Source organism: Bacteroidota bacterium (assembly GCA_013360915.1).
In the GTDB taxonomy this organism is placed as follows: Bacteria; Bacteroidota; JABWAT01; order JABWAT01; family JABWAT01; genus JABWAT01.
The window spans coordinates 753,445-778,378 of record JABWAT010000001.1 but is presented as its reverse complement, the minus strand read 5'-3'; the positions used below and the strand labels follow the sequence as shown (position 1 = coordinate 778,378).

Here is a 24,934-nt window from a genome sequence, read left to right as displayed (position 1 = left end):
ATCAGGGTACTTCAATTTTAGAAAGAAGGTCGGTTATGATGTTATCAGCGGTCTTTTCCTCAGCCTCGGCTTCATAGGAAAGAATGATCCGGTGCCTGAGAACATCCCATGCAACCGCCTTAATATCCTCGGGGGTTACATACCCGCGATGTTTGAGAAATGCATGCGCCCGCGCCGCCAGATTCAGGTAAATGCTGGCACGGGGTGAAGCGCCATACTGAATCAGAGGTTTCAGGGATTTCAGGCCGACTATTTCCGGATTCCTCGACGCAAAAATGATGTCAATGATGTACTTCTCGATCCGTTCATCCATGTAAATCTGGTTGATAACCTGTCGTGCCTTCATTACCTGTGCCGGCTTGATTATGGTCTGAACCTCTGGCCGGGAGGTGGTGACTGCATTCTGACGCATGATCGTCAATTCTTCCTCCCGGCTCGGATAACCGACCAGAATTTTCAGCATGAAACGATCCACCTGTGCCTCGGGAAGTGGATAGGTTCCTTCCTGCTCAACCGGATTCTGTGTGGCAAGAACCAGAAAGGGTTCTTCCAGCCTGAAGGTTTCCTCGCCAATGGTAACCTGCTTTTCCTGCATGGCCTCCAGCAAGGCTGACTGAACCTTTGCCGGTGACCGGTTGATTTCATCAGCCAGGATGATGTTTGCAAAGACCGGTCCCTTCCTTACAAAAAAGGTCGATTCCTTCTGATTATACATCAGGGTTCCGGTCAGATCGGCTGGTAACAGATCGGGAGTAAACTGAATCCGGTGAAACCGGGCGTCAATAATTTTTGCCAGTGTCGAGACTGTGAGGGTTTTCGCCAGACCGGGAACTCCTTCCAGCAGGATGTGTCCGTTGCAGAGCAAACCAATCATCAGCCGGTCGATCATGTAGGATTGCCCCACAATGACTTTCTGAAACTCCCGGTGAACCTGATCGATAAAGGCCGATTCGATTCGTATCTGCTCATTCAATGCAGCGATGTCTACACTCATACTCTTTGTCCGTTTTCTGGTTTAATTAGGCTTCGTATCTGACGATGATGCAGGTCTTGGGTTCCGGATTAACCAATCTGGCTGAGCTGATTCCACAACGGACCCAGATTCGGAAGGGTAACGGTGGGAGTACCTGTCACTTTCGGATTCTGACTTGGCTTGGTATCGCCGGTTTGCACCCAGATGGTTCTGATTCCGCTGCGGGTGCCCATCTCGATATCGGTGTATAGCCGGTCGCCGATGATCACCACCTGATCGGGGTTCAGCTGATACTCCTGAAGGATTGGCCTGATCATTTCGGGATTGGGTTTTCCGATCACCTTGGGACTGACCCCGGTGGCGGTTTCGAACAGGGAGATCATGGCACCGCAATCGGGCAGCAAACCCCGGTCGGTCGGAATGTTGATATCGGCATGGGTGGCGATGAACGGTATTCCCTGCCGGATCAGCTGACTGGCTTCCACAATACGCCGGTAAGACAGTTCCTGATCAAAAGCCAGTACCACAAAATCAATGGGTTCGGCATCCAGTTCATTCACACAGACGATTCCAAACTGGCTGAAATCTTCAACCAGCGCCCGTGTCCCCATCAGATAAACCGATGCTTCTGGTTTTACCTGGCTCAGGTAATGGGCGGTGGCCTTACCCGAGGTGTGTATTTCACCCGGCTGCACCGGAAACCCGAGGTGATTCAGGAACCGGTAATAATTGTCGATGGACCGGGAGGAATTATTGGTGACGATGGTAAACTGACGGCCGGTCTGACGGATTCTTGTCAGACATTCCCGGGCGAAGGGAAGAACCTGATTCCCAAGAATCAGGGTTCCATCCAGATCAAAAATGAAATGACGGATATCGGCAATCCAGGAAAGTTTTGGCATAGAAAAGTAAAGATAAAACCGGGGGGACTAAACTGAAAAGAAGAGGGGGTGTTAAATGAGGTTCTTTTCAGTCGTAATCACCATAAACTGCCAGGTGATACGTTTTTGTATAGTCATCTTTGTCGATGATGATCAGGTTCATGTGGTCGCAAATTTCGCAACCTTCATAAAACTCCTGATGGTAGGCATCCAGCTCGTCGATGTCAATGTTATTGACACTGCCGCAAAACTGGCAAACGTAGGTTAGTGATTCTTCGAACATGGCAACCTCCCGGTCGTTTCCCGAAAGAAATTTAGGAGTTACCCTGCCTATATTCAATTAAATCAGATTAGAAGAAGATTAGAGACCCGGAAAGGTCTTAATCTGTCCATTGTGATAAATCAGGGGGGATCCATTGCGCTTTTTTCCATTCACCACACTGGCGGTCACCCAGAGATGTGTACCCAGGTCGGTGATGGTTTCCACCTCGGCATCCATCCAGGCGAGGGTGCCAGGCAGGAGAGGATGACCGGCAGGGGTGACCTCCCATTGGTCCGTGCCGAATTTTTCATCCTGAGAAAGGGAAGAGGACCCGAACCGGTAGGCAATCGGTTCCTGTCCGGCCGTGAGAACCTGAATGCAGAATTGTCTGACAGCGGTTAGTTGCCCGGCCGTGACAGAATCGGGGGTGATTCCGATTCCGATGCGGATCGGATCTTTGGAAAGCTGGCACGCCCAAACGACGGTCATTCCCGATCGGATGGGTCCGTTGCCCACGGTGATCAGATAGACTCCGTAGGAAAGTGAGTAGACCGATTCCTTCAGGTCAGCCAGGGTGGGTGTCTCGTGTGGATGTGGCATGTAGTTGTCTTTATTGATGAACAGGCATCATAACAAACGGCGGCGGATTATGATTCCGGCCGTGCCTGTATCAGGAAAATCGCAGGAAGACTGTCATCTGCTTTCCATTGGGCCTTTTTCCAGTCATGGATCTGCCTGCTCCGGATCGATTCGTTCTGTCCGGTCAGATCGGTTGCAATGCCCAGCCAGGTCTCTGGCTGCAAGCCTCTGAGGCAGTCGGACAGCATATCCTGGTTCCGATGAGGAGCTTCGATAAAAATCTGGGTCAGGTTTCTTGCAGCCGATTCGCGTTCCAGTGCCTGCAAGACCGGAATCCGGTCCGTGCTCTTGCGGGTCAGGTATCCCTGAAAGAGAAATCGCTGACCATTTAATCCGGTGGCAGCCAGTGACAGAATGATAGAAGATGGACCCGGAAAGGGAACCACTTTCCAACTCTGAATATGCGCCATTCTGACAATTTCTGCGCCGGGGTCAGCCACTCCCGGATACCCGGCATCGGACACCACGCCCCATCGTTCGCCTTGTTTTACCGAGGCAATCGCCTGTTGCAGCCGATCTGGTTTTAAAAGATCAGGCAGGAACCAGACCGGGTAGTTCCTGATATGACGCGACACGCCCAATGCATGCAAAAACCGACCGGCACCCCGTTCAGACTCTATAAACAGTCCGTCCAGGCCGGTGACCAGTTCACGGAGTCCCTGGTGGTCGAGCCACGGAGATTGCCCGCTTTCCGACAGGCGGTTTGGGAGCAGATAGAGAGCGGTTTCCATTTTTTAATTTCCAATAAGCCAGGTCACAATTTTAATGAAAAAAACTGTGTAAATTGAATCTAAACAATTTTTTCACTACCATTCCCATCGGTAAAAAACGGAGTAACGTTCATGAAAAACACCTTGGCACCAGCTAAAAAAGCCGGTTCCACCACGGGGTTCCACAATGGGTTCAAGCCACATCTTCACCTTTTTGATGGAGTTGGGCTTGATGAGTCGTTACTCGCAAAGTTGCAAGCCGCTTTTGGTCAGGACCTCTCCGTCACACAGATTAAAAAACTGGATTTCAGAAAAATCAACACTGTATCGGATGATGCCACGATCAGCCAGTTGTTCTCCTCGGTCATTCTGGTCGATTTATCCGTCCTTGAAACGGTCCGGGCCAGAATTTCTCCTTCCATGCTCGATAAAGTGTCGGTGATCGCTGTCGGAAATGCTGCTGAATTGCACGACCAGTTTGGTCTTGAGAAACTGATTTCGGCAAAAGCAGTGGTCGATATCATCGAGGATCCCGTTACACCGGCCAGCCTGATTTTATCCCTCCGTAAAGTCCAGACCGAAGTGATTAACCGGATCGAAATCAGAAAACTGCACGACGATCTGGATGCGCAGGCTTCTGCGCTCAAGAAATTGAATGATATCGGGATTGCCTTGTCCTCTGAAACCGATATTCACAAGCTCCTCGATCTGATTCTGACCATTTCCATTGACATCACCGGTTGCGATTCAGGGTCACTCTACATCCTTCAGGATAAGCCGGATGTGGAATATGATAAACATAACTATCTGAAAAATAAGGTTTTATGCTTTAAGCATACCTATAATTATACCAAGTCGATTCCCTTCAAAGAGTTCACAATGGAAATCTCCGACAAGAGCTTGTCGGGATACACCGCCCTGACCGGCAACATTCTGAACCTGGAGGATGTGTATTTTATTCCGGAAGGCACTCCATACCACTTTAACAAAAGCTTCGATGATTTCATCAAGTACCGGACCAAATCGATGCTGGTGGTCCCGATGCTTAACCGCGAGAAACAAACGATCGGTGTTATTCAGCTGATCAATAAGAAGCGGGACAAGGCAGTCAAACTGGACAGTGAACAAAATATCACCGATCAGGTCATTCCCTTTACGCAAAAGGATGAAGAACTGACTCTGTCATTTGCCTCTCAGGCTGCTGTGGCTTATGAAAACCGGAGCTTGTATGAATCTATCAAAATTCTGTTCGAAGGATTCATTAAAGCCAGCGTGACTGCCATCGAGGCCCGGGATCCAACCACTTCGGGTCACTCCGAGCGGGTGGCAACGTTGTCGGTTGGTATTGCTGAAGCCGTGAATAAAGCAAAAACATCGCTGTTCAGCGGTATCCAGTTTAACTGGAAAGATCTTCAGGAAATCAAATATGCCTCCCTGTTGCACGATTTCGGGAAAATTGGTGTCAGGGAACCCGTTCTGGTCAAAGCAAAGAAATTATATGAAGGAGAGCTGGAGTTACTGAAAAGCCGGTACCTCATACTCCGTCAATCCATGAAACTGGCTTATTGTGAACAGAAGGTCCGGTATTTGCTCGACCAGTCGAGGGACAAGGCGTTACCGCTGATTCAGCAGGTTGATGCCGAAGCCGCCTCGCGTCTGAAGGAACTGGATGATTACCTCGAGTTCATTATAAAAACAAATGAACCCACCGTACTGGAATCGGCTGGTTTCGATCTGCTACAGGAAATCAAAACACGGCGCCTCGATGTGGAAGGTGTGGGTGAGCTTCCCTTCCTGACCGAACATGAAGTCAGACGACTGTCCATCAAAAAGGGCTCTTTAGGAGAAGATGAGCGACTTGAAATTGAAAGCCACGTGACCCACACGTTTAATTTCCTTAAACAGATACCGTGGACCAATGATCTGAGGCATGTTCCGAAGATTGCCTACATGCACCATGAAAAACTCGATGGCTCCGGTTATCCGCAAAAGGCGGTTTCTGACCAGATCCCCATTCAGTCAAAAATCATGACCATCTCGGATATTTTTGATGCGCTGACCGCCAATGACCGTCCTTATAAACGGGCGGTTCCGGTTGAGAAAGCGTTGGATATTCTGGGTTATGAAGTCAAGGCGAAAAAAGTGGATGAAACGCTTTTCAACCTGTTTGTCGAAGCAAAGGTGTATTCGGTCATTGAAGAAAAGCCCGCTTCCTGATCAGGAACGGGTAGGGCTTCTCAGTCCGAGATGACCCTCAGAAAAGTGTTGATTCCGCTTTGTGCCACGGCTGAAATTCCCTGGCCGGGAAATGTGGTGTCACCAACCAGATACAAATGATCATCGGGTGTTCTGGGGCTGGCCATTCTGAAAATGGTTTTCAGACCGGCTGCCGGAATGCCTCCAACCCGTCCGTATTTTCTCCCGATCCATTCTTCAAAAGTTTTTGCAGTACTCGAGAACTCCACCCGGATGTCATCCGGACCGAGTGGCAGTACCTGGCTGAGTCTGTCCCTGATGGCTGAAATGATATCGGTTTTGCGCCGTTGATACTCTGCAGGGTTGAGCGAAAACCACACCTCGGGATGCGGATCATGAGTTGATATGCTGATAGCCCGGTACCCGTCCGGGGCCCTTGATTCATCGGCAGGATGACTGGCAGAAAGAAAAACCGAGGTGCTTTCCAGCCAGGGAAGCGGTGTCTTGAAAATGAGTTGGTGATGGAGTGAATCCAGTACCGGAAAACGATCTCTGATTCCCAGATTAAGAATAAAGGCTCCCCATCCGAATGAAAAACGATCACTCAGATCTTTGAAATAGTCCGTTTGCGTTCCTTTCATCAGGTCCTGCATGTTCCAGATGGTGGTATTAGAAATCAGTTTCCTGGTCTGGTAAAGCGATCCGTCCGTGCAGGTCAGTTCAAAGCCGGAAGTGGTTCGTTTCACCTTGCTGACCTCTTTACGGTAGTGAATGGCACCTCCATTTTCACGGATGATGGATATCAGCTGATCGGGTAACTGAATGAGACCGCCTGAAAGGTAGTAATTTGGGGAATTGGTGTAAGTCAGAACCGGGGCACCGACCAGAAACTGGGTATCCGCCGAATAGGCTTGTGAGGCAATGAGCATTTGCTGATTGATAAACCGCATGAACTTCTCATTGTCTGCCAGTCCCAGATTTCTGATAACCTGTGCGGTGGATCTCATGACCCAGGGGAAAGACTTCAGAAACCTCCAGTTGTCAGGTTTTGAGAGCATCAGCCAGTCATGAAGGTTCCCCGGGGGAAAGTAGGGCATCGAGTAAGAGATTTCCCAGGCATCCTGAGCCACCTGGTAACAAAGCTGCCAGAAAGCATCCTGACCTTCAGGGCCGAATACCGAGCTGGCCTCTGAGATCCAGTCGGTCAGGTTTTCGTGGCGGACGATGGGTTGATCATCCAGCCAGACCGTCATGGGGGGCGTCAGCCGGATTTTATCCAGTTGAAGACCGATTTCCCGCTCCAGGCGACCCAGCGGCTGGAACTGATCAAATCCCATCAGGGTGGTGGCACCGGCTTCGAACCGGAATTCCTGTCTGGTGAAGGTGGAGCAACAGCCACCGGGAAGGTGATTTTTTTCGAGAATCAGCACCCGTCTGCCCGATCGTGCCAGCAGTGCTCCGGCGGTCAGTCCGCCGATGCCGCTTCCAATAATTACAATGTCCTGATGGGGAGTTGATTTCATGACTGATGAAACGTCAGATCGTAGTGGTCCTGTTCCGTTTTGGTCCCCGATCGGATGAAAAAGAGTCAGGTCTGGCTTGCTTGAGAAGGGGGGCGACGCCGGTAATCCAATCCAAGGATCAGAATGGCCAGCAGAACCAGACTGGCACCGGTAATCTGAAATGCAGACATGGATTCACCAAGAATCAGCCAGGAACTGATCATAGCCGTTACGGGTTCGGCAGTAGAAATAATCAGCACGGTTGTGGGAGGCAGAAAGGTAAGTCCGAGGTAGAAAAAGAGATAGGGAAGCAGAACAGAAATCAGGCTGAACCCGATCAGCATCAGCCAGGCTGTTGTATCCAGATTCCAGTCTGACCATTGCCAGGGAGGCTGAAAAACCGCCCAGAAAAGAGCAGCGAATCCGATGGTATAAACCAGATTCCCCCACAGATCAGACGTGGGGTCAGCATTCAGCCGTCTTCCGATGATGCTCATGAATGCAAAGCAAAAGGCCGAGGCCGTACCGATGGCGATGGCAGCAGGTCCTGCAGAGAAGAGGTCGGCACCACCGGTTCCCACCGCAAGCAGACAGCCGGAAAGGCTGATGCTGAGTGCCAGCCATTTGGTCAATCCTGCCGATTCGGTTCGGGTCAGGATACCATAAACCATCACCAGCACAGGGGCAGTGTATTGAAGAATAATGGCGGTGGATACGGTTGAGACCGAGATGGTGGCATAGTAAGTGTAGTTGGAAAAGCCAATACCAATGATACCGGCCAGGGCAAGCAAACCAAGTCGTGGCGGGGTGACCCGGAGGCTTTCCCGTCTGAAAAGAAGGATGGAGGCTGCAAAAAGAACAAAAGCAAAGCTGGACCGGGTCTGGACAACCTGCATGACTTCAATCTGATGGCTGAAGAGAAACTGGGCAGCCGTTCCTGAGATCCCCCAGAAAAAGGCGGCGAGTAAAACAAAGATCAGTCCCCGGACGGATGAACCAGAAGCCCGGAACATTAGATCAGCAGGTAGGAGGAAGACCATTTACCCGACAACCCGTCGGGTAAATGGAAAAGGGAAAAGGGCTCAGAGGCTTTTAATATAGCCGGCAATGCTGGCTTTCTTACGTGCAGCATTGTTGTGGTGAATCAGGCCGTTTTTGCTGGCCTTGTCAATGACAGAGTAAGTATCACTCAACAACGATTCTGCTTCTGGCTTCTCTTTGGTACTTAACACTTTTTTGATAAGAGTCCGCATTTTACCAAGTGCAGCGCGATTGGCTTCATTCCGTTTTGCACTCTGGCGCATCCGCTTTTTGGCAGATTTGTGACTGGGCATACGATTTCCTTGAAATAAAAGAGGTGCAAATATAGAGGATGGGTTTAAAGAACGCAATGCCGGAACCGGGTAAAAATTAACAGAACTGGGAATGAACCGATCCGGGCTGGTGAGATTTATTTCAAAAAACCAGCTTTACTCGGTATCTTCACCGTTTCGAACCATGAAAACAACGGCAAAAAAACCGACGTCCCCTCAGACCAGGAAATCTTCCATTTTAATCCGTGGTGCCCGGGTCCATAACTTAAAAAATGTAAGCCTTGAGTTACCACGTAACCGGTTTATTGTGATCACAGGGGTTTCCGGTTCCGGAAAGTCCTCCCTGGCCTTTGATACCATTTATGCAGAAGGGCACCGACGCTATGTGGAAAGCCTGAGTGCCTATGCAAGACAATTTTTGTCCCGGATGGAAAAACCCGATGTGGATTTCATCCAGGGTATTTCGCCCGCCATGGCCATTCAGCAGAAAACCAACACCAGGAACCCACGCTCCACGGTAGGGACAACCACCGAGATTTATGACTATCTGCGACTGCTGTTTGCCCGCATCGGACATACGTTCTGCTCATCCTGCGGCAGGGAAGTCAGCCGCCATTCCGCACGGGATGTGCAACAACTGGTCGCCGGACTGAAGGCAGGAACTCCCATCCGGATTGTATTTCCGCTTCATGGTCATAAGGGTAAGACTCTGGATGCAGAACTGGCTGTTCTGAAGGACCGTGGCTTTACCCGGTTGCTGGTGAAGGAAGAAGTGGTCGACCTGGAGGAACAGCCGAAGGTCAGAGCTAAGAAAGAAGATGTTTACGTGCTGGTGGACCGGTTGAAAGCCTCGCCCGGGATTCTGGCCGATAACCGTCTTTCCGATTCAGCCGAAACAGCCTTCCGGGAAGGGATGGGAAGATGTTCCGTCCTGACGGGAAACGGTGACTGGCACCATTTTTCCGATGCCTTCGATTGTGCTCATTGCAGGATCATGTATCCTGTTCCTGAACCTCAGTTGTTCAGTTTTAATAACCCTTTTGGTGCCTGTCCCACCTGTCAGGGATTCGGAAACACCATGGGAATTGACATGGATCTGGTGATTCCCGATACCACCCGGACACTGTCCGACGGAGCGATTCATCCATTTTCAACACCGGTTCATGCTCACTATCAGACTCTGATGTTGTCCTTTTGCCGGTCCGAACAGATTCCGGTGAATGTGCCGTGGTTCATGCTGGAAGAAAGTCACCGGCAAAAAATCAGAAAAGGCGGTAAAGGTTTTCTTGGTATTGATGGTTTCTTTGAGGAACTGAAGGAAAAGACCTATAAAATTCACTATCGCGTTATGCTTGCACGGTACCGGGGATACACAACCTGTCCCACGTGCAACGGCAGCCGGATCCGCCCCGATGCATTGAATATCCGTGTGGATGGAAAAACGATTGATGACATCTGCCGATTTACCATCCGCGATGGCAACCGCTGGATTCATGACCTGGTGCTTCCGGACCATGAACAGGAAATTGCCAAAACCATCCTGTTCGAATTGCGAAAACGGCTCAGGTATCTGAATGATGTCGGACTTCATTATCTCACTTTGAACCGACTGAGCAATACCCTTTCCGGCGGGGAAAGTCAGCGGATCAATCTGGCAACCAGTCTGGGCAGCTCATTGGTGGGGTCCTTATATGTGCTCGATGAGCCCTCCATCGGCCTGCATCAGAGAGACAGTGAACGTCTGATCAGGATTCTGAGGGCTTTGCAATCATTGGGCAACACCGTTCTTGTTGTTGAACATGATCCGGATATCATTCTGGCTGCCGATTATGTGGTCGACATGGGACCTCAGGCAGGAGAACTCGGTGGTGAAGTGGTGTTTTCCGGTCCGCTCAGTGATCTGATGGTAGCCCAGGGCACCCTGACCGGTGATTACCTGTCGGGCAAAAAATCGATTCCGCTTCCGGCAAACCGGCGTCCCGCTTCTGCAGAGAAACTGGTGGTGAAAGGTGCCATGCACCACAATCTGAAACGTCTGACCGTTGAAATTCCGCTTCACAATTTTGTGTGTGTGACCGGGGTGAGCGGCTCGGGTAAATCGACACTGGTTCATTCGGTGATCTATGCGGCCCTCAAAAAAGAACGCGGCGGATACAATGAAAAGGTGGGTCGGTTCCAGACCATGACCGGGTCAGAACTGATCCGGCATGTCGAAATGGTGGATCAGTCTCCGATTGGAAAAACACCACGTTCCAATCCCGTTACGTACCTGAAAATTTATGATGACATCCGTCAGCTCTTTGCCGGATTGCCGCAATCAGAATTGAGAAATTACACACCGGGAACGTTCAGCTTCAACGTACCTGGCGGTCGGTGCGAAGCCTGCCAGGGCGATGGCGTGGTGACCATCGAAATGCAGTTTCTGGCCGATATACAGCTGGTTTGTGAAGCCTGTGGCGGCAGCCGGTTTAAAAAGGAAGTGCTCGAAGTGAAACTTGGCGGGAAATCCATCTCGGATATCCTTAAACTGACGGTTTCAGAAGCCATTCGTTTCTTTGGAAAATACCGAAAGATTAAAAACCGTCTTCAGGTACTGGATGATGTGGGACTGGGTTATCTGCGACTCGGACAAAGTGCCACCACCTTGTCGGGCGGTGAAGCACAGCGATTGAAACTGGCCTCCCATCTGGCCGATGAAAAACAGGAATACACCTTGTTTTTCTTTGATGAACCGACCACAGGCCTTCATTTTGACGACATCAGAAAGCTGATTGACTGTTTTCAGCGACTGATTGACCGCGGCCATGGTCTGGTGGTTATTGAACATAATCTGGAAGTCATTAAATGTGCCGACTGGATTATCGATCTGGGTCCCGAGGGCGGAGACGAAGGTGGCAACCTGGTCATTGCAGGAACTCCTGAAACTGTGGCCACTCATCCTGAAAGTCATACCGGACGATTTCTGGGGAAATATCTGAACCGTGAACCCCGGTTTCTCTGAAAGGGGATTATGAAAGCCTTGTTGTTTGGCAGTACCGGCCTGGTTGGTCAGGCTGTTGCACTTGAAATGACTACTCACCGGGGATTTTCTCACATTTTCGCACCCGTCCGACATAATCCGGTTGCCCCGGTTCCGTCGGTTGATTACCGCATCAGCACATTTGATGAGACCACCTTCGGACCTGTCCAGTTTGATTGCGGTTTTTGCTGTTTGGGTACCACAATCAGAAAGGCCGGTTCCCGTGAAGCGTTCCGGGCCGTGGATTTTGATCTGGTTGTCCGGATGGCCAAGGCTGCACGCGAATCTGGTGTGAAAAGTTTTGCAGTCATCAGTTCCATTGGTGCAGACAAAAACTCCCGGGTGTTTTACAATCAGGTAAAAGGTGAGATGGAATCCGCACTGATTGACCTTGAATTTCCTTCCCTGATCATTCTGCGACCATCTCTGCTCTCGGGTGACCGGAACGAATTCCGTCTCGGTGAGATGATGGCTATGCCTGTTATGAATCTCCTTCCAGATAAATGGCGAACCGTCCCTGCCTCCACAGTCGCCCGTGCAATGGTCAAATCGGTACTGCAGGTTTCTGAAAAAGTAACCATCCTGGAATCAGCAGATATTCAAAAATTTAAAGTCAGAAAGTAAACCAGCCAATCAGGTCGTTTTGTTATTTTTCGGGTCTTCGCTAAAAGTTTAATTCAATCCTAATCACCCGGACCGGTGAAATCCTGTAACTTGAAAGTCGACCCGGTATCGGTGCCGGGTAAACTTTAAAAAAGGAAACCACCATGCATCCTGACTTCAAGAAACTGGTCTCTTTTCTCTTTTTCACTCTTACCGGTCTTTTTATCCCTTTTGTTGCCATGGCAAATCCGGGGGGTGGAGAAGCCAATCTGGTCATTCCAGATCTGAGCTCTGTCCAATTTCTCGGGATGGATGGCTGGACTCTTCTGGCATGGGGAATCCTGATCTGTTTGGGTGGCTATGTCTTTGGATTTATCATTTTCCGCCAATTGAAAAATGCACCCGTTCATGAATCGATGCGCGAGGTTTCCGAACTGATTTATGAAACCTGCAAAACCTATCTGATTACTCAGGGACGGTTTATTCTGATTCTCGAAGCATTTATTGCCATTGTCATCATTTATTACTTCGGTTACCTGCAGGAATTCCCTGTTGAACGCGTTCTGATTATTCTGGCCTTTACTCTGGTTGGGATTGCCGGAAGTTATGGAGTGGCCTGGTTTGGAATCAGGGTGAACACCTATGCCAATTCACGCACAGCCTTTGCTTCACTTAAGGGCGAACCGCTGCCAGTCTTCAACATTCCGCTGAAAGCAGGGATGAGTATTGGTATGATGCTCATCAGTGTGGAACTTCTGATTATGCTGGGAATTCTGCTTTTTATTCCCAATGAGTATGCTGGTCCTTGTTTTATCGGATTTGCGATTGGTGAATCTCTGGCAGCCGCTGCGCTTCGTATCGCAGGTGGCATCTTTACCAAAATTGCCGATATCGGTTCAGACCTGATGAAAATTGTCTTCAATGCCAAGGAAGATGATGCCCGGAACCCGGGTGTGATTGCGGATTGCACGGGTGACAATGCGGGTGATTCGGTCGGACCAACAGCCGATGGATTCGAAACCTATGGGGTAACCGGTGTGGCACTGATTACTTTCATAATGCTGGCTGTTCCCGATTCAGTGAATCAGGTTCAATTACTGGTCTGGTTGTTCAGTATGCGTGTTCTGATGGTCGTGACCTCTGCATTGTCCTGGGGAATTAATCATTGGTACACCAATCTGGTTTATCGCGGAAAAGATAAGATCAACTTTGAAATTCCACTGACTACCCTGGTCTGGCTGACGTCCATTCTGTCCATCGTGATGACCTTTGTGGTTTCTGCAATCCTGATCCCGGATCTCGGAGATGGATCCCTGTGGTGGAAACTTTCTGCCGTGATTACCTGCGGAACCATTGCCGGCGCTCTGATTCCTGAATTGGTAAAGGTGTTTACTTCCACCCATTCCGGACACGTGAAAGAAGTGGTCAAGGCTGCCAAAGAAGGCGGGGCCTCACTGGATATTCTTTCTGGTTTTGTGGCTGGTAACTTCTCTGCCTACTGGTTGGGTCTGGCCATAATCTCGCTGATGGGAATTGCCTATTTCGTTAGTGGATTTGGCTTTTCCCAACTGATGATCGCTCCGGCCGTTTTTGCCTTTGGCCTGGTGGCCTTCGGTTTCCTTGGTATGGGTCCTGTTACCATTGCAGTCGACTCCTATGGTCCGGTTACCGATAATGCCCAGTCTATTTTCGAATTATCCATGATTGAATCAAAACCGGGAATCAGGGAGGAACTGAAAAAGGATTTCGGTTACACGGTCGACTTCGAAAAATCTAAAATGTACCTCGAAGAAAATGATGGTTGCGGTAACACTTTTAAAGCCACTGCCAAACCCGTGCTGATTGGTACCGCTGTGGTTGGGGCCACCACCATGATTTTCACGATCATTGTGCTGCTGACCAACGGACTTTCCGAAAATCTGGCCAACCTATCGGTGCTTCACGCGCCTTTCCTGCTGGGACTGATCGCAGGTGGTGCTGTGATTTACTGGTTCACCGGGGCTGCCACCCAGGCAGTATCAACCGGTGCCTATCGGGCTGTTGAGTTTATCAAGCGGAATATGAATCTGGAAAGCACCGAAAAAGCCTCGGTCGCCGATAGCAAAAAGGTGGTCGAAATCTGTACCATCTACGCACAGAAGGGTATGTTTAACATTTTCCTAGTGGTTTTATTCAGTACATTGGCCTTTGCCTTCATTGAACCCTATTTCTTTATTGGGTACCTCATATCCATTGCCCTGTTTGGGTTGTTCCAGGCCATTTTTATGGCCGATGCCGGCGGGGCCTGGGATAACGCCAAGAAAATTGTGGAAACTGAACTGCATGAAAAAGGAACCGCTCTTCATGCAGCAACCGTTGTCGGTGATACAGTAGGTGACCCGTTTAAGGACACCTCTTCTGTGGCCATGAATCCGATTATAAAATTCACAACCTTGTTCGGATTGCTCGCTGTTGAACTGGCAGTGAGCATGAATGCAGATGGAGGCAGCACACTTACAACCATACTTGCTGCTGTTTTCTTTGCCATCTCGGTAATATTCGTGTGGCGTTCCTTCTACGCCATGCGTATTGAATCCTGATTTAAAAACTCAGTTACCCGGGCCTGACCAGCCCGGGTTTTTTATATGTATAACCATGGAGACCTTCAATGTCCTTCGCATTGACCAATCCGGTATCTCTCATTACCGGTAAAATGCCCAATGAACTGACCAGAGCAGATATTCTGACCGTGCTTGAGACCCGTCAGATCGAACGTCTGACCTTGCATTACACTGCACTGGACGGAAAGCTGAAAGAACTGAAAATACCGGTACAGAACCGGTTGCAGACCGAACGGATCCTGGCAACAGGCGAACGGGTGGATGGCTCCTCTTTGTTTAAAGGACTTGTCGATACGGGAGTCTCTGACCTTTATATTATTCCCGATTACCGGACAGCCTTTTTCAATCCGTTCGATGACCAAAGTCTGGACTTTATCTGCCGGTTTCTTGATAGGGACGGGAATCGCCTTTCCTTCGCCCATGACACCGTTCTGTTCAATGCTGCATCGCGCTTTAAACAGGTGACCGGAGATGATTTATATGCTCTGGGCGAACTGGAATTTTATCTGTTGTGGGATCACGATTCTGCTTTGTACCCTCAGGTTCAGCAGCGTGGATATCATTCATCTGCACCTTACGCCAAATCGGGCGATGTACTGAACGAAATGCTGTCCTGTATTGCTTCCATCACCGGATCGGTGAAGTATGGTCATTACGAAGTCGGGACCATCGACAAACTGGTCAGTCTGAACCCTGAGTTGAACGGAAAAATGGCCGAGCAGGTCGAGATTGAGTTTCTTCCTGCTCCAATCGCCGATATGGGCGATTATCTGGCACTTTCTAAATGGATGATCAGAAACATTGCCTACAAATATGGCATGCTGGCTACTTTTACTCCCAAGCTCGAGGAAGGGGTGGCTGGTTCCGGGCTTCATGTTCACATCGCCCGCATGCGGAACGGAAAAAACATCATGCTGGATTCCACGGGAAAATTGTCGCGTGAGGCCCGTCAACTCGTGGCAGGTCTTTGTGAGTATGCCGATTCCATTACCGCAGTTGGCAATACGGTGGCTTCTTCATATCTGCGGCTGGTTCCCGATCAGGAGGCCCCGACCCGTGTCTGCTGGAGCGATCTGAACCGGAGCGCCATGGTGCGGGTTCCGTTGGGCTGGTCAGATACCGGTGATCTATCCCGGAAAATCAATCCGTCCCAGGACGTCTCCTTTACCGATCCGGAAGGCCGGCAGACCGTTGAATTAAGAACCGGTGATGGCAGTGCCTATGTTTACCTGCTGCTGGCTGGCATTGCTCTGGCCTGCACATCCGGTGCAGAGGATTCCGAATCTGAAGAGAAGGCCGCTAAATTATATGTGAGAGGCAACATTTTTGAAAACCGGGAGGTGTGGGAAAAACTGACTCCGCTTCCGCGGCACTGCATAGAGTCGGCAAAAATATTTTCCCGGAAACGTCATTTGTATGAGGCAAACGGGGTATTCCCGCTCTCGCTGACCGACTACCTGATCAGGCAGCTTGAACAGGAAAATGATGCCAATCTGGCGCGGTTCCTTGCAGGATTGGCCCCGGAGGCCCGGTTAACGGAAACCCGCCGGACGCTTCACAAGGATATACATCTGCACTGAAACCGATCCGGTCAGATGGTGATGCCCAGGTGCTCCTCTATATCATGCATGTGGTGTGAGAGAACCTGACCGATATTGGTGTGATCGCTGAATCCAAAAATCGAGTGCTCACGGTGCAGTTGAATCACCACTGTCTTGTTTTCCAACGTTCCGGTGAGCAGAATCTGTCCCTTTTCAATTTCCCGTGTCTGATACGGATGGAAAAGCTGGAAATATCCTCTGATGGCATCCCACGCCAGGGGTTTATAGCAGAAGATCAGATGGGGAAACAGGTTCCTGGATTCCAGCATCTGTAATTCCTCTTCGGTGAGCCGGCGCGATAAATCCTTCACATGTCCTGAAATGATGTGGTCTTTGTTTCCGATGGCCTGACCCATGTAAATCTTAATCAGGTTGGTCCGGTATTCTGCGGCTGTGGGGAAGTGATGCAGTACCTGTGCCTGTACCTCATTCATATGATGGTGCTGCATCCAGATTTTTTCGTTGATGTGCTCCTTCCACCAGTCTTCATGTTCCATGAACTCATAGTGAACAAATTCGGCCGGGTATTCGCGTTTACTCAGATAGGAATTTAATCCGATATGCAGCACCCTGATCACCCCGGGTTCAAGATAGGCCGGGTCGATATGGGGCAGGCAGGGAATGATGTTTTTAAAAATCTCGGGATTTCTGAGTTTCAGCGGGGTCATGACCTCACGATAGTCGGGAATCCGTTGTTCGTACCATTTTTCCACATCGGTAATCATGGCTTCCTCCTTCAGATTGACAATAATAAAATACAATGAAACGGTAAATGGTACTGTTAAAATCAGATTAGAGTATAATTTGTGGTTATTAACCACTGTCACCAATCTGTCAGTTACCGGCCACAGTGGTTTTTTACCTGTCCGGATGGACTGGTTGCTATAATCTGATTATCCATGTAAATTAATTTTCTGAACAAAGGGGGAATTATGTACCGTATTGGGTTAATCGGAATGGGTATAATCGGGCAACGATATATCGAGATCATCACCAGATCTGGAAATCAGCTGGCTGGTGTGTCGGGGTCCTCTCAGCATTCCTCCAATGTGTACGCCGAGTTGTATGATTCGAAGCCCTTTCAAAACTGGATGGATCTGGTTCATTCTCCTGAAATTGACATCGTAATCAATAACACCCCTAATTATCTGCATTATGATGTGAACATGGAATGCCTGAAGTTGGGCAAACCCATCTATTCAGAAAAGCCATTGGGTCGGAATGTTCAGGAAACCGCCGCGATGATTGCGGCACTGGAGAAAAAACCGGTTCCAAACGTGATTAATTATAACCGGCGCGGTTTTCCCGCTCTTCGTGAAATGAAAAAGATTCTGGAATCAGGGGAACTGGGCGATGTGCTGATGATACGCGGAAATTATTTGCAGGACTGGTTGTTGTTTCCCCAAACCTGGAACTGGCGGGTTGATCCGGCAAACGGCGAGGTGTCCCGTGCGCTTTCAGATATCGGTTCACACGCAGTCGATACCAGCTTGTTTGTAACCGGGTTGAAACCGGCTGCGTTGTTTTATGAACGCCAGACGTTGATTCCTGAGCGTAAAAAACCCAACGGTGAGTGGGTGAAAATTGAGAATGAAGATTATGGCGTTTTGCTCATCCGGTTCGATTCAGGCGCTCATGGCGTTTTTACTTTCTGCCAGACGGCGCCGGGACACGTGGGTAGCGACATGTGGCTCGAAATATCATGTACCCGACGGGGAATCCGGTGGGAAGAACGAAATCCTGATCAGCTCACGTTTAAAAATTACAATGATGAAGACGAAGTGATCGAACTGGAAGACTCCAGGTATAACACCCATGGTCAGTTCGAGGTTTTCCAGGATTTCCTTGGCTGGATCGAGGGCAACGGTCCCGGGTCTGCTGCTACCTTTGCCGATGGCCACCTGCAGGTCTATCTGACCGACCTGGCGTTGGAATCGGCCCGGGATGGGGTCTGGAAAACCTTTAAGTTGTAAGGGTTAATCCGATCCGGTTAATCGGTCAGTCTGATAAATTTCCGCTTTCCGACCCGGATGATTTTTTCACCGCCCTGTCTGATCAGATAGCCGGGATCTTCCACTTTCTCTCCGTTAACCGACACAGCTCCGCCGGCCACCAGTCGTTTAAACTCACCCTTTGAGTCGGCCATTTTCTGATCGGTGACCACCGTTGACAACGGAAGGACACCCGATTCATACTGCACTGTTACAACGGGAATGTCGTCGGGAATATCCTTTCTGATGAAGAGGGTGTCGAATTTTTCCTCAGCCTGAGCGGCCGCTTCCCGATGGTGGTAAACGGATACAATTTCCCTGGCCAGCAAACGCTTGGTATTGCGCGGATCCTCTGCAATTTGCTTTTTCAGGCTGGCCAGCTGGTCGGTGGGGTAGTTGGTGCAGAGTACAAACCAATTGTAAATGGATGCATCGGGGATCGACAGTGTTTTACCGTACATATCGAACGGATCTTCGCTGATGCCGATGTAATTATTCAGCGATTTCGACATTTTTTCCACACCATCCGTCCCTTCCAGGATGGGCATGGTGAGAATACACTGGGGTTCCATTGAAAGGGTCCGCATCAGTTCCCGTCCGATAAGCAGATTGAATTTCTGATCAGTTCCTCCCAATTCAATATCCGACCGGATGGCTACGGAATCCTGGGCCTGGGCCAGCGGATAAAGAAATTCATGAAGAGAAATGGGCTGCTCGTTGTTAAACCGACGATGAAAGTCATCGCGTTCAAGCATTTGTGAAACAGTAAACCGTGCGGCCAGCTTGACCACCTCCTCAAAGGACAGCTTACCCAACCAGTCGCTGTTGTGCACAATGGAAAGCCGTTTCGGATCCAGAACGCGGGTAGCCTGCTCGGTGTAGGACCGTCCGTTTTCCCGTGTTTCCTCAAGCGTCAGCGGGGGGCGGGTTTTAGATTTTCCGGTCGGGTCGCCGATCATGCCGGTAAAATCGCCGATGATCAGGATGGCCTGATGTCCCAGATCCTGAAACTGCCGCATTTTTCTGAGAATCACCGCATGACCAATGTGCAGATCGGGGCGGGAAGGGTCACACCCGAGTTTGACGGTGATCGGTTTCCCGGTTGCCAGCGATCGTTCCAGTTTCCGGACCAGTTCCTCTTCCGGAATGATTTCGGAGACTCCCCGTCGGATCAGATCCATTTGTTCATTGATTGGAGGAAATGTCATTTTCAACCTGTTTTATGTTTCTTCATCCGGTCCAGTTCACGTTTGGATTCCCGTTCACGGATGGATTCGCGTTTGTCGTGTAATTGTTTCCCTTTGCAGACTGCCAGGTCAACCTTGACCCGTCCGCGTTCATTAAAATAGACTTTCAGCGGGACCAGGGTATATCCTTCGCGCTCAATTCTCGATCTCAGTTTCATGATTTCTCTCGAGTTCAGCAGCAGTTTCCGGTTTCGGAGCGGATCATGATTGTTGTATGAGCCCTGCTCATAGGGTGAAATGTGCATACCGAGAATAAACACCTCGCCACTGAGAATTCTGGCATAGGCATCACTCAGGTTGGCTCTGCCTGCGCGCAGAGACTTCACTTCGGTTCCCTGTAAAACGATCCCGGCTTCAAAGGTTTCAATGATTGAATACTCGTGCCGGGCCCTCCGGTTATCAACAATGGGAGGGGCTTTTTTTTCGGTCATAGCCTGCAAAGATACACCGGCTGCAGCCCGGCCTGAAATGACCGGTCGGTTGGAAACTGGCAGATTTCTAGCGATTTTTACCGTTATGGTTCAAGTTCAGACAATGAAAGAGGTCCTTTGGATGGGCTGGCGGGTGTCGGTTTACCGTCGCGTTTATGCAGCTGCCCTGAAAGAGAATCCGCAGATCAGGGCGCTGACCGATGAATTAATGGCCGTTGCTCCCGGATGGAAGCTTCGGTTGAAACATTACTTTCTGCTGGCTTGCCTGGCAGCAGACTGGGTGGCTGTGCTGCGCGGAAGACCGTTGAAAAAAAACCAGATCCAACAGCTGGCCTGGTTCAGCACGGTGGTCGCCATTGCCGACAGTTGGTTTGATGACACAACCCGGTCTGATGAATCCATCCTGTCCCTTCTGATGGGACAGCCGGTCAGTCAGACCCCGACCGATGTATCCGAAAAACTGGTCGTGCTTCTCATGTCGGATCTGCTGAAAAAGGTGGATCATTCCGACGCTTTCCGGTCGGCAGTTGTTGATTTCTGGCGGTCTGAAAAACTCTCCAGGGCCCAGGGAAACCGGCAGTTATCGGTACTGGAAATTAACCAGATCTCGGTTGATAAAGCTTATCATACCCTGCTGAGTGCGCGGTCTCTTCTTTCTGATCCCCTGACAGAAGAAGAAGCCGGGGTGTTCCGGTCCATGGCGGCCGCAAGCCAGCTCATGGATGATATTCTGGATCTGTATGATGACTATCATGCCGGACTCAGGACCATGGCCACTCATCAGCCGGATGTGGCCTCTCTTGAAGGTCTGATGATCAGGCAGGTTCGTTCCATGGTTTCTTCCGTTAAAGCTGTGAAAGTACCCACTTCCCGGCAGAAACGAACAATGGCCCTTCTGGCCTATTTTCCCGGTGTGATGGTTCACTGTCTGCGTCAGTACCAGGTCATTCAGGGCCGCCGGCGACAGATTCCGCTCGATACGGTCAGTCGTCAGCGGATGGTCTGCGATCTGGATGCCTGGGGTGTCCGGTTACGCGTTCTTCGTCAGATGATTTCCTATCCGATGGAACGGCCGGTGACCCGTCTGCGTTCCTGATAGGGTTTACCTGCACCGTTTCATATCTTTGTGCCCTTTAAAAAATACCTATGTCTACTATCCGTAATTTCTGTATTGTCGCCCATATCGATCATGGAAAATCCACGCTCGCCGACCGTCTTCTCGAATTTACCGGCGCGGTTTCGCAGCGGGAAATGAAAGCACAGCTGCTCGATGACATGGATCTGGAACGCGAAAAGGGAATCACCATCAAGGCTCACGCCATCCAGATGAAATACTGGTCCAAAAAGCACCAGAAGGAATACACCCTCAACCTGATCGATACGCCCGGACACGTGGATTTTACCTATGAAGTCTCCCGTTCCCTTGCTGCCTGTGAAGGGGCCATCCTGATCGTCGATGCCTCACAGGGAGTTGAGGCTCAGACCATTTCAAACCTGTACCTTGCCATTGATGCCGGGCTGGAAATTGTACCGGTTATCAACAAAATCGATCTGCCGGCCGCCGATATTCCTGCCGCCAAAGCCGAAGTGATCGGCCTGATTGGCTGTAAAGAGGAGGATATCGTTCCCGCCTCTGCCAAAGAAGGTATCGGAATTGAGGAAATTCTTGAACAAATCATCGATAAGGTTCCGGCTCCTGCCGATCACAGTGAAAGACCGTTGAAGGCTTTGGTCTTTGACTCAACTTTTGACGCTTTCCGCGGAGCTGTTTCTTACATCCGCGTTTTTGAAGGGACTCTCCGCCGGGGCGACAAGATTAAATCCTTCGCCACTGGCAAAACCTATTTTGCCGATGAAATCGGCGTTCTGGGTTTGCGCCGGCAGCCAACCGAGATTCTGCGGGCAGGAGAAGTTGGTTATGTGATCGGAAATCTGAAGGATGTAAAGGATACAAAAGTCGGGGATACCCTGACCAATGCTGAACGTCCGGCAACCGAAGCCGTGGCTGGTTACAAAGACGTGAAACCGATGGTCTTTGCCGGTGTTTATCCTACTAACTCTGATGATTTCGAAGATTTGAGGGCCTCGCTGGATAAGCTTAGTCTCAATGATGCCTCGCTGTTTTTCGAACCAGATACCTCTGCTGCACTCGGATTTGGTTTCCGTTGCGGTTTTCTGGGGCTGCTTCATATGGAAATCATCCAGGAACGGCTTACCCGCGAGTATGACATGGATATCATCACCACTGTACCCAACGTGGAATATCTGGTTTATACCATCGATGGTGAAGTCCTGAAAATTGATAACCCGGCCCATTTACCGGGAGTTGCCAGAATCGACCACATTGAAGAACCATTCATCAAGGCCCAGATCATTACCCCTGAAGAGTACATCGGTGCCATCATGCAGCTTTGTATCGACCGTCGCGGTGAATGGCTGAACACGGCCTACATTGGATCCAGCCGGGTGGATATGACCTTCTACCTGCCTTTGGGTGAAGTGATTTTCGATTTCTATGATCGCCTGAAATCAATCAGTCGCGGATATGCTTCTTTTGACTACGAAATTCACGGATACCGGCACTCTGAGGTGGTCAAACTGGATGTGATGCTGAACGGAGAAGTCGTGGATGCACTGTCGATGATGGTGCATAAGGATAAGGCATATGACTGGGGCAGAAAGCTGACCGGGAAACTAAAAGACCTCATCCCTCGTCAAATGTTCGAAATTGCGGTTCAGGCAGCCATCGGGGCAAAGATTATTGCCCGTGAAACCATTAAGGCCATGCGAAAAAACGTACTGGCCAAGTGTTATGGCGGTGATATTTCCCGGAAACGTAAACTGCTTGAAAAGCAGAAAGAGGGAAAGAAACGGATGAAACAGGTCGGATCGGTGGAAATCCCTCAGGAGGCCTTCCTGGCCGTTCTTGCAATGGATGATAAATAATGGAATCTGATTACAGGAACTGATTCATGTTCGGACGAAAAAAAGAGAAGAAAAAGTATAATTCGAAACTGGCAGAATGGCTAGATGCAATCATCTTTGCGGTGGTGGTGGCAGGTCTGATCAGGATCTTTTTCTTTCAGGCTTACCGCATTCCCACCGAGTCGATGGAAGGAACCCAGCTTGCCGGTGACTTTTTATTTGTGAACAATTTTATCTACGGGGCCAAAATTCCCTTTACCGACTGGCGTGTGCCCGGATTGCGGAAACCGGTCCAGGGTGATATTGTGGTTTTTATGTATCCGAAGGACAATTCGCTCGACTATATCAAGCGTTGTATTGCCGTTGGCGGAGATACCATTCAGATCATCAATAAACAGGTTTTTGTCAATGGGGTGGCCTTTGAAAATCCACCCAAAGCTCAGTTCTCTGGTGACACCCTGCTGGCAGGTATCCGTTACTTTGGAGATACCTTCCCGAACCGGCGTCCCTGGAATCCAGACAATTACGGACCGTTGTATGTTCCGAAAGAGGGAGATGTGATTCCCCTGAATGCTGAAACATTTCACCTTTACCAGGATTGTATTATCTACGAAACCGGAATGAAGCCACAGCTGAGTGGCAACACTGTCCGGCTGAACGGAAAAGTGATTGAAGACTACACGTTTACGCAGGATTACTTTTTCATGATGGGGGACAACCGGAACAATTCGGCCGACTCACGTTACTGGGGGTTTGTACCTTTTTCACACGTCAGGGGAAAGCCCCTTTTTACATACTGGAGCTGGGATCCGAACATCAGTTTTGCCAATCCAATCGATCTTGTGATGAGCATCCGCTGGAGCCGGATTGGGCGACCGATTGAATAGTGGTCGTTTCGGGGCTTACTTCCATCTGCCTTTCTGCGATACCAAATGCATTTATTGTGACTTTTTCAGCCTGACCAATACGGAGCAGGCTTCACGGTTTTACAGCGCACTGCTGGCAGAAACCGACCTTTGGTTTTCATCACAAAGTGAGATTCCTCAAGGCCCCCTCACCTCGGTTTTCTTCGGAGGGGGGACCCCCTCACTGACCGACCCTGACCAGATAGGCAGGTTTCTTGAAAAGCTGTTTGCCCACCGGCCGCCTGCTGCCGGATGTGAAGTGACCCTGGAGGCAAATCCGGGCACACTCGATCCGGGAAAACTCAGGGATTTTCGTTCGGTGGGAATCAACCGGCTTTCACTGGGAGTTCAATCGTTCGATGACCAGGATCTGAAAACCCTCAGCCGGATCCATTCAGCCAAAACGGCCATCCGGACGGTTGAAGATGCAGCAAGGGTGGGCTTTTCATCCATATCAGTCGACCTCATCTTCGGTTTACCCGGACAGGATACTGAAAAATGGAAAAAAAACCTTTCTCAGGTCATCGCGCTTCCCATTCAGCATGTCTCTGCCTACAATCTGATTGTAGAGGAGAAAACACCCTTATACCACATGGTCAGGCAGGGTTCCATTCGGGTGGCAGAAGAGGATGACTGTGCCGACATGTATGACCTGACGATCAGTGAATTGGGATCGGCCGGTTTTGGTCATTATGAAGTCAGCAATTTTGCAAAGTCCGGACACGAATCGGTGCACAACCGCACTTACTGGAGCTATCAGCCATGGCTTGCATTCGGTCCGTCTGCATGGGGATTCTGGTCCGGTTTCAGGTATAAAAATGTCAGAAACCTGAGCCAGTATTGTGAAAAGATTGAAACAGGCACGCTCCCGGCGGCAGAAAAGGAAACCATCAGTCCGGAAACGGAATTGAATGAAAGACTCATGCTGGCGGTCAGAACCACCGAAGGCTGTTCGTTGTTACCGGTCTGGCAGAATCTGAACCCTTCAGAACAGTCGGTTTTGAGGCAAAAATTCGATCGACTTCAAAAAGATGGCTATATTAACTGGTTTGAACCCGACTTGTCTGCAACCCCGGCCGGGTTGCGCTTCGGTGACTCACTGGCAACAGATTTGATGGTACCCACAAAGCATTAAT

21 protein-coding genes are annotated in these 24,934 nt (G+C 49.9%); 10 read left to right on the top strand and 11 right to left on the bottom strand.

Annotated features, from left to right (window positions below):
- Position 1 precedes the first annotated feature (1 nt).
- From HUU10_03345 to HUU10_03325, 5 genes are all read right to left on the bottom strand, one after another.
- Positions 2-994: an AAA family ATPase gene (locus tag HUU10_03345; protein ID NUQ80624.1), complete on the bottom strand. Its 993-nt coding sequence runs from the start codon at positions 992-994 to the stop codon at positions 2-4.
- 68 nt (positions 995-1,062) lie between these two features.
- On the bottom strand, positions 1,063-1,875 hold the full coding sequence (locus HUU10_03340) for an HAD-IIA family hydrolase (GenBank protein NUQ80623.1): 813 nt from the start codon (positions 1,873-1,875) through the stop codon (positions 1,063-1,065).
- A gap of 67 nt (positions 1,876-1,942) precedes the next feature.
- On the bottom strand, positions 1,943-2,137 hold the full coding sequence (locus tag HUU10_03335; GenBank protein ID NUQ80622.1) for a CPXCG motif-containing cysteine-rich protein: 195 nt from the start codon (positions 2,135-2,137) through the stop codon (positions 1,943-1,945).
- Between the two features lie 78 nt (positions 2,138-2,215).
- Entirely contained in the window at positions 2,216-2,716 is a 501-nt protein-coding gene (locus tag HUU10_03330; protein ID NUQ80621.1) for a flavin reductase, read from the bottom strand.
- A 47-nt stretch (positions 2,717-2,763) separates the two neighbouring features.
- Positions 2,764-3,486: an SAM-dependent methyltransferase gene (locus HUU10_03325; GenBank protein NUQ80620.1), complete on the bottom strand. Its 723-nt coding sequence runs from the start codon at positions 3,484-3,486 to the stop codon at positions 2,764-2,766.
- A 111-nt stretch (positions 3,487-3,597) separates the two neighbouring features.
- Between HUU10_03325 and HUU10_03320 the strand changes: the two genes are divergently transcribed.
- A complete protein-coding gene (locus tag HUU10_03320; GenBank protein ID NUQ80619.1) occupies positions 3,598-5,682 on the top strand; it encodes a GAF domain-containing protein in 2,085 nt (694 codons plus the stop codon).
- Positions 5,683-5,702: 20 nt separating this feature from the next.
- Here HUU10_03320 and HUU10_03315 read toward each other — a convergent pair whose 3' ends face one another.
- The 3 genes from HUU10_03315 to rpsT form a co-directional block, all read right to left on the bottom strand.
- A complete protein-coding gene (locus HUU10_03315; protein ID NUQ80618.1) occupies positions 5,703-7,184 on the bottom strand; it encodes an FAD-dependent oxidoreductase in 1,482 nt (493 codons plus the stop codon).
- 65 nt (positions 7,185-7,249) lie between these two features.
- Entirely contained in the window at positions 7,250-8,176 is a 927-nt protein-coding gene (locus HUU10_03310) for an EamA family transporter (protein ID NUQ80617.1), read from the bottom strand.
- Between the two features lie 69 nt (positions 8,177-8,245).
- Positions 8,246-8,497, bottom strand: a complete 252-nt coding sequence (gene rpsT, locus HUU10_03305; protein ID NUQ80616.1) for a 30S ribosomal protein S20 — start codon at positions 8,495-8,497, stop codon at positions 8,246-8,248.
- A 163-nt stretch (positions 8,498-8,660) separates the two neighbouring features.
- Here rpsT and uvrA point away from each other — a divergent pair, with 163 nt between their 5' ends.
- From uvrA to HUU10_03285, 4 genes are all read left to right on the top strand, one after another.
- A complete protein-coding gene (uvrA, locus tag HUU10_03300) occupies positions 8,661-11,477 on the top strand; it encodes an excinuclease ABC subunit UvrA (GenBank protein ID NUQ80615.1) in 2,817 nt (938 codons plus the stop codon).
- Positions 11,478-11,486: 9 nt separating this feature from the next.
- Positions 11,487-12,119 carry an oxidoreductase gene (locus HUU10_03295; GenBank protein NUQ80614.1) on the top strand — a complete coding sequence of 211 codons (633 nt, stop codon included), beginning with the start codon at positions 11,487-11,489 and terminating at the stop codon, positions 12,117-12,119.
- A 143-nt stretch (positions 12,120-12,262) separates the two neighbouring features.
- Positions 12,263-14,677 (top strand): sodium-translocating pyrophosphatase, encoded by a 2,415-nt coding sequence (locus HUU10_03290; protein ID NUQ80613.1) that lies wholly within the window; start codon positions 12,263-12,265, stop codon positions 14,675-14,677.
- A 68-nt stretch (positions 14,678-14,745) separates the two neighbouring features.
- The gene (locus HUU10_03285) at positions 14,746-16,278 is read left to right on the top strand and encodes a glutamine synthetase (GenBank protein NUQ80612.1); all 1,533 of its coding nucleotides are present in this window, start codon (positions 14,746-14,748) and stop codon (positions 16,276-16,278) included.
- Between the two features lie 11 nt (positions 16,279-16,289).
- On the opposite strand, the gene HUU10_03280 is transcribed toward HUU10_03285, so the two are convergent.
- Positions 16,290-17,024 carry a hypothetical protein gene (locus HUU10_03280; protein ID NUQ80611.1) on the bottom strand — a complete coding sequence of 245 codons (735 nt, stop codon included), beginning with the start codon at positions 17,022-17,024 and terminating at the stop codon, positions 16,290-16,292.
- A 207-nt stretch (positions 17,025-17,231) separates the two neighbouring features.
- Between HUU10_03280 and HUU10_03275 the strand changes: the two genes are divergently transcribed.
- A complete protein-coding gene (locus HUU10_03275; protein NUQ80610.1) occupies positions 17,232-18,272 on the top strand; it encodes a Gfo/Idh/MocA family oxidoreductase in 1,041 nt (346 codons plus the stop codon).
- Between the two features lie 17 nt (positions 18,273-18,289).
- Here HUU10_03275 and HUU10_03270 read toward each other — a convergent pair whose 3' ends face one another.
- Both HUU10_03270 and smpB read right to left on the bottom strand, forming a co-directional pair.
- Complete coding sequence (locus HUU10_03270) at positions 18,290-19,498, bottom strand: tyrosine--tRNA ligase (GenBank protein ID NUQ80609.1); 1,209 nt, start codon at positions 19,496-19,498, stop codon at positions 18,290-18,292.
- A 2-nt stretch (positions 19,499-19,500) separates the two neighbouring features.
- Complete coding sequence (gene smpB / locus HUU10_03265; protein NUQ80608.1) at positions 19,501-19,968, bottom strand: SsrA-binding protein SmpB; 468 nt, start codon at positions 19,966-19,968, stop codon at positions 19,501-19,503.
- A gap of 103 nt (positions 19,969-20,071) precedes the next feature.
- Here smpB and HUU10_03260 point away from each other — a divergent pair, with 103 nt between their 5' ends.
- The 4 genes from HUU10_03260 to hemW are packed head-to-tail and all read left to right on the top strand — an operon-like array spanning position 20,072 to position 24,933.
- A complete protein-coding gene (locus HUU10_03260) occupies positions 20,072-21,064 on the top strand; it encodes a hypothetical protein (protein NUQ80607.1) in 993 nt (330 codons plus the stop codon).
- Between the two features lie 50 nt (positions 21,065-21,114).
- Positions 21,115-22,914 (top strand): elongation factor 4, encoded by a 1,800-nt coding sequence (lepA, locus tag HUU10_03255; protein ID NUQ80606.1) that lies wholly within the window; start codon positions 21,115-21,117, stop codon positions 22,912-22,914.
- Positions 22,915-22,940: 26 nt separating this feature from the next.
- Positions 22,941-23,780 carry a signal peptidase I gene (gene lepB, locus HUU10_03250; protein ID NUQ80605.1) on the top strand — a complete coding sequence of 280 codons (840 nt, stop codon included), beginning with the start codon at positions 22,941-22,943 and terminating at the stop codon, positions 23,778-23,780.
- On the top strand, positions 23,761-24,933 hold the full coding sequence (gene hemW / locus HUU10_03245; protein ID NUQ80604.1) for a radical SAM family heme chaperone HemW: 1,173 nt from the start codon (positions 23,761-23,763) through the stop codon (positions 24,931-24,933). Before lepB ends, hemW begins: the two co-directional genes overlap by 20 nt.
- Position 24,934 lies beyond the last annotated feature (1 nt).

What these genes read in the sequence shown, in the direction of transcription:
- HUU10_03345 (NUQ80624.1), bottom strand. Translation starts at nt 994, where the DNA reads ATGAGTGTAGACATCGCTGCATTGAATGAGCAGATACGAATCGAATCG.
- HUU10_03340 (NUQ80623.1), bottom strand. Translation starts at nt 1,875, where the DNA reads ATGCCAAAACTTTCCTGGATTGCCGATATCCGTCATTTCATTTTTGAT.
- HUU10_03335 (NUQ80622.1), bottom strand. Translation starts at nt 2,137, where the DNA reads ATGTTCGAAGAATCACTAACCTACGTTTGCCAGTTTTGCGGCAGTGTC.
- HUU10_03330 (NUQ80621.1), bottom strand. Translation starts at nt 2,716, where the DNA reads ATGCCACATCCACACGAGACACCCACCCTGGCTGACCTGAAGGAATCG.
- HUU10_03325 (NUQ80620.1), bottom strand. Translation starts at nt 3,486, where the DNA reads ATGGAAACCGCTCTCTATCTGCTCCCAAACCGCCTGTCGGAAAGCGGG.
- HUU10_03320 (NUQ80619.1), top strand. Translation starts at nt 3,598, where the DNA reads ATGAAAAACACCTTGGCACCAGCTAAAAAAGCCGGTTCCACCACGGGG.
- HUU10_03315 (NUQ80618.1), bottom strand. Translation starts at nt 7,184, where the DNA reads ATGAAATCAACTCCCCATCAGGACATTGTAATTATTGGAAGCGGCATC.
- HUU10_03310 (NUQ80617.1), bottom strand. Translation starts at nt 8,176, where the DNA reads ATGTTCCGGGCTTCTGGTTCATCCGTCCGGGGACTGATCTTTGTTTTA.
- rpsT (NUQ80616.1), bottom strand. Translation starts at nt 8,497, where the DNA reads ATGCCCAGTCACAAATCTGCCAAAAAGCGGATGCGCCAGAGTGCAAAA.
- uvrA (NUQ80615.1), top strand. Translation starts at nt 8,661, where the DNA reads ATGAAAACAACGGCAAAAAAACCGACGTCCCCTCAGACCAGGAAATCT.
- HUU10_03295 (NUQ80614.1), top strand. Translation starts at nt 11,487, where the DNA reads ATGAAAGCCTTGTTGTTTGGCAGTACCGGCCTGGTTGGTCAGGCTGTT.
- HUU10_03290 (NUQ80613.1), top strand. Translation starts at nt 12,263, where the DNA reads ATGCATCCTGACTTCAAGAAACTGGTCTCTTTTCTCTTTTTCACTCTT.
- HUU10_03285 (NUQ80612.1), top strand. Translation starts at nt 14,746, where the DNA reads ATGTCCTTCGCATTGACCAATCCGGTATCTCTCATTACCGGTAAAATG.
- HUU10_03280 (NUQ80611.1), bottom strand. Translation starts at nt 17,024, where the DNA reads ATGATTACCGATGTGGAAAAATGGTACGAACAACGGATTCCCGACTAT.
- HUU10_03275 (NUQ80610.1), top strand. Translation starts at nt 17,232, where the DNA reads ATGTACCGTATTGGGTTAATCGGAATGGGTATAATCGGGCAACGATAT.
- HUU10_03270 (NUQ80609.1), bottom strand. Translation starts at nt 19,498, where the DNA reads ATGACATTTCCTCCAATCAATGAACAAATGGATCTGATCCGACGGGGA.
- smpB (NUQ80608.1), bottom strand. Translation starts at nt 19,968, where the DNA reads ATGACCGAAAAAAAAGCCCCTCCCATTGTTGATAACCGGAGGGCCCGG.
- HUU10_03260 (NUQ80607.1), top strand. Translation starts at nt 20,072, where the DNA reads ATGAAAGAGGTCCTTTGGATGGGCTGGCGGGTGTCGGTTTACCGTCGC.
- lepA (NUQ80606.1), top strand. Translation starts at nt 21,115, where the DNA reads ATGTCTACTATCCGTAATTTCTGTATTGTCGCCCATATCGATCATGGA.
- lepB (NUQ80605.1), top strand. Translation starts at nt 22,941, where the DNA reads ATGTTCGGACGAAAAAAAGAGAAGAAAAAGTATAATTCGAAACTGGCA.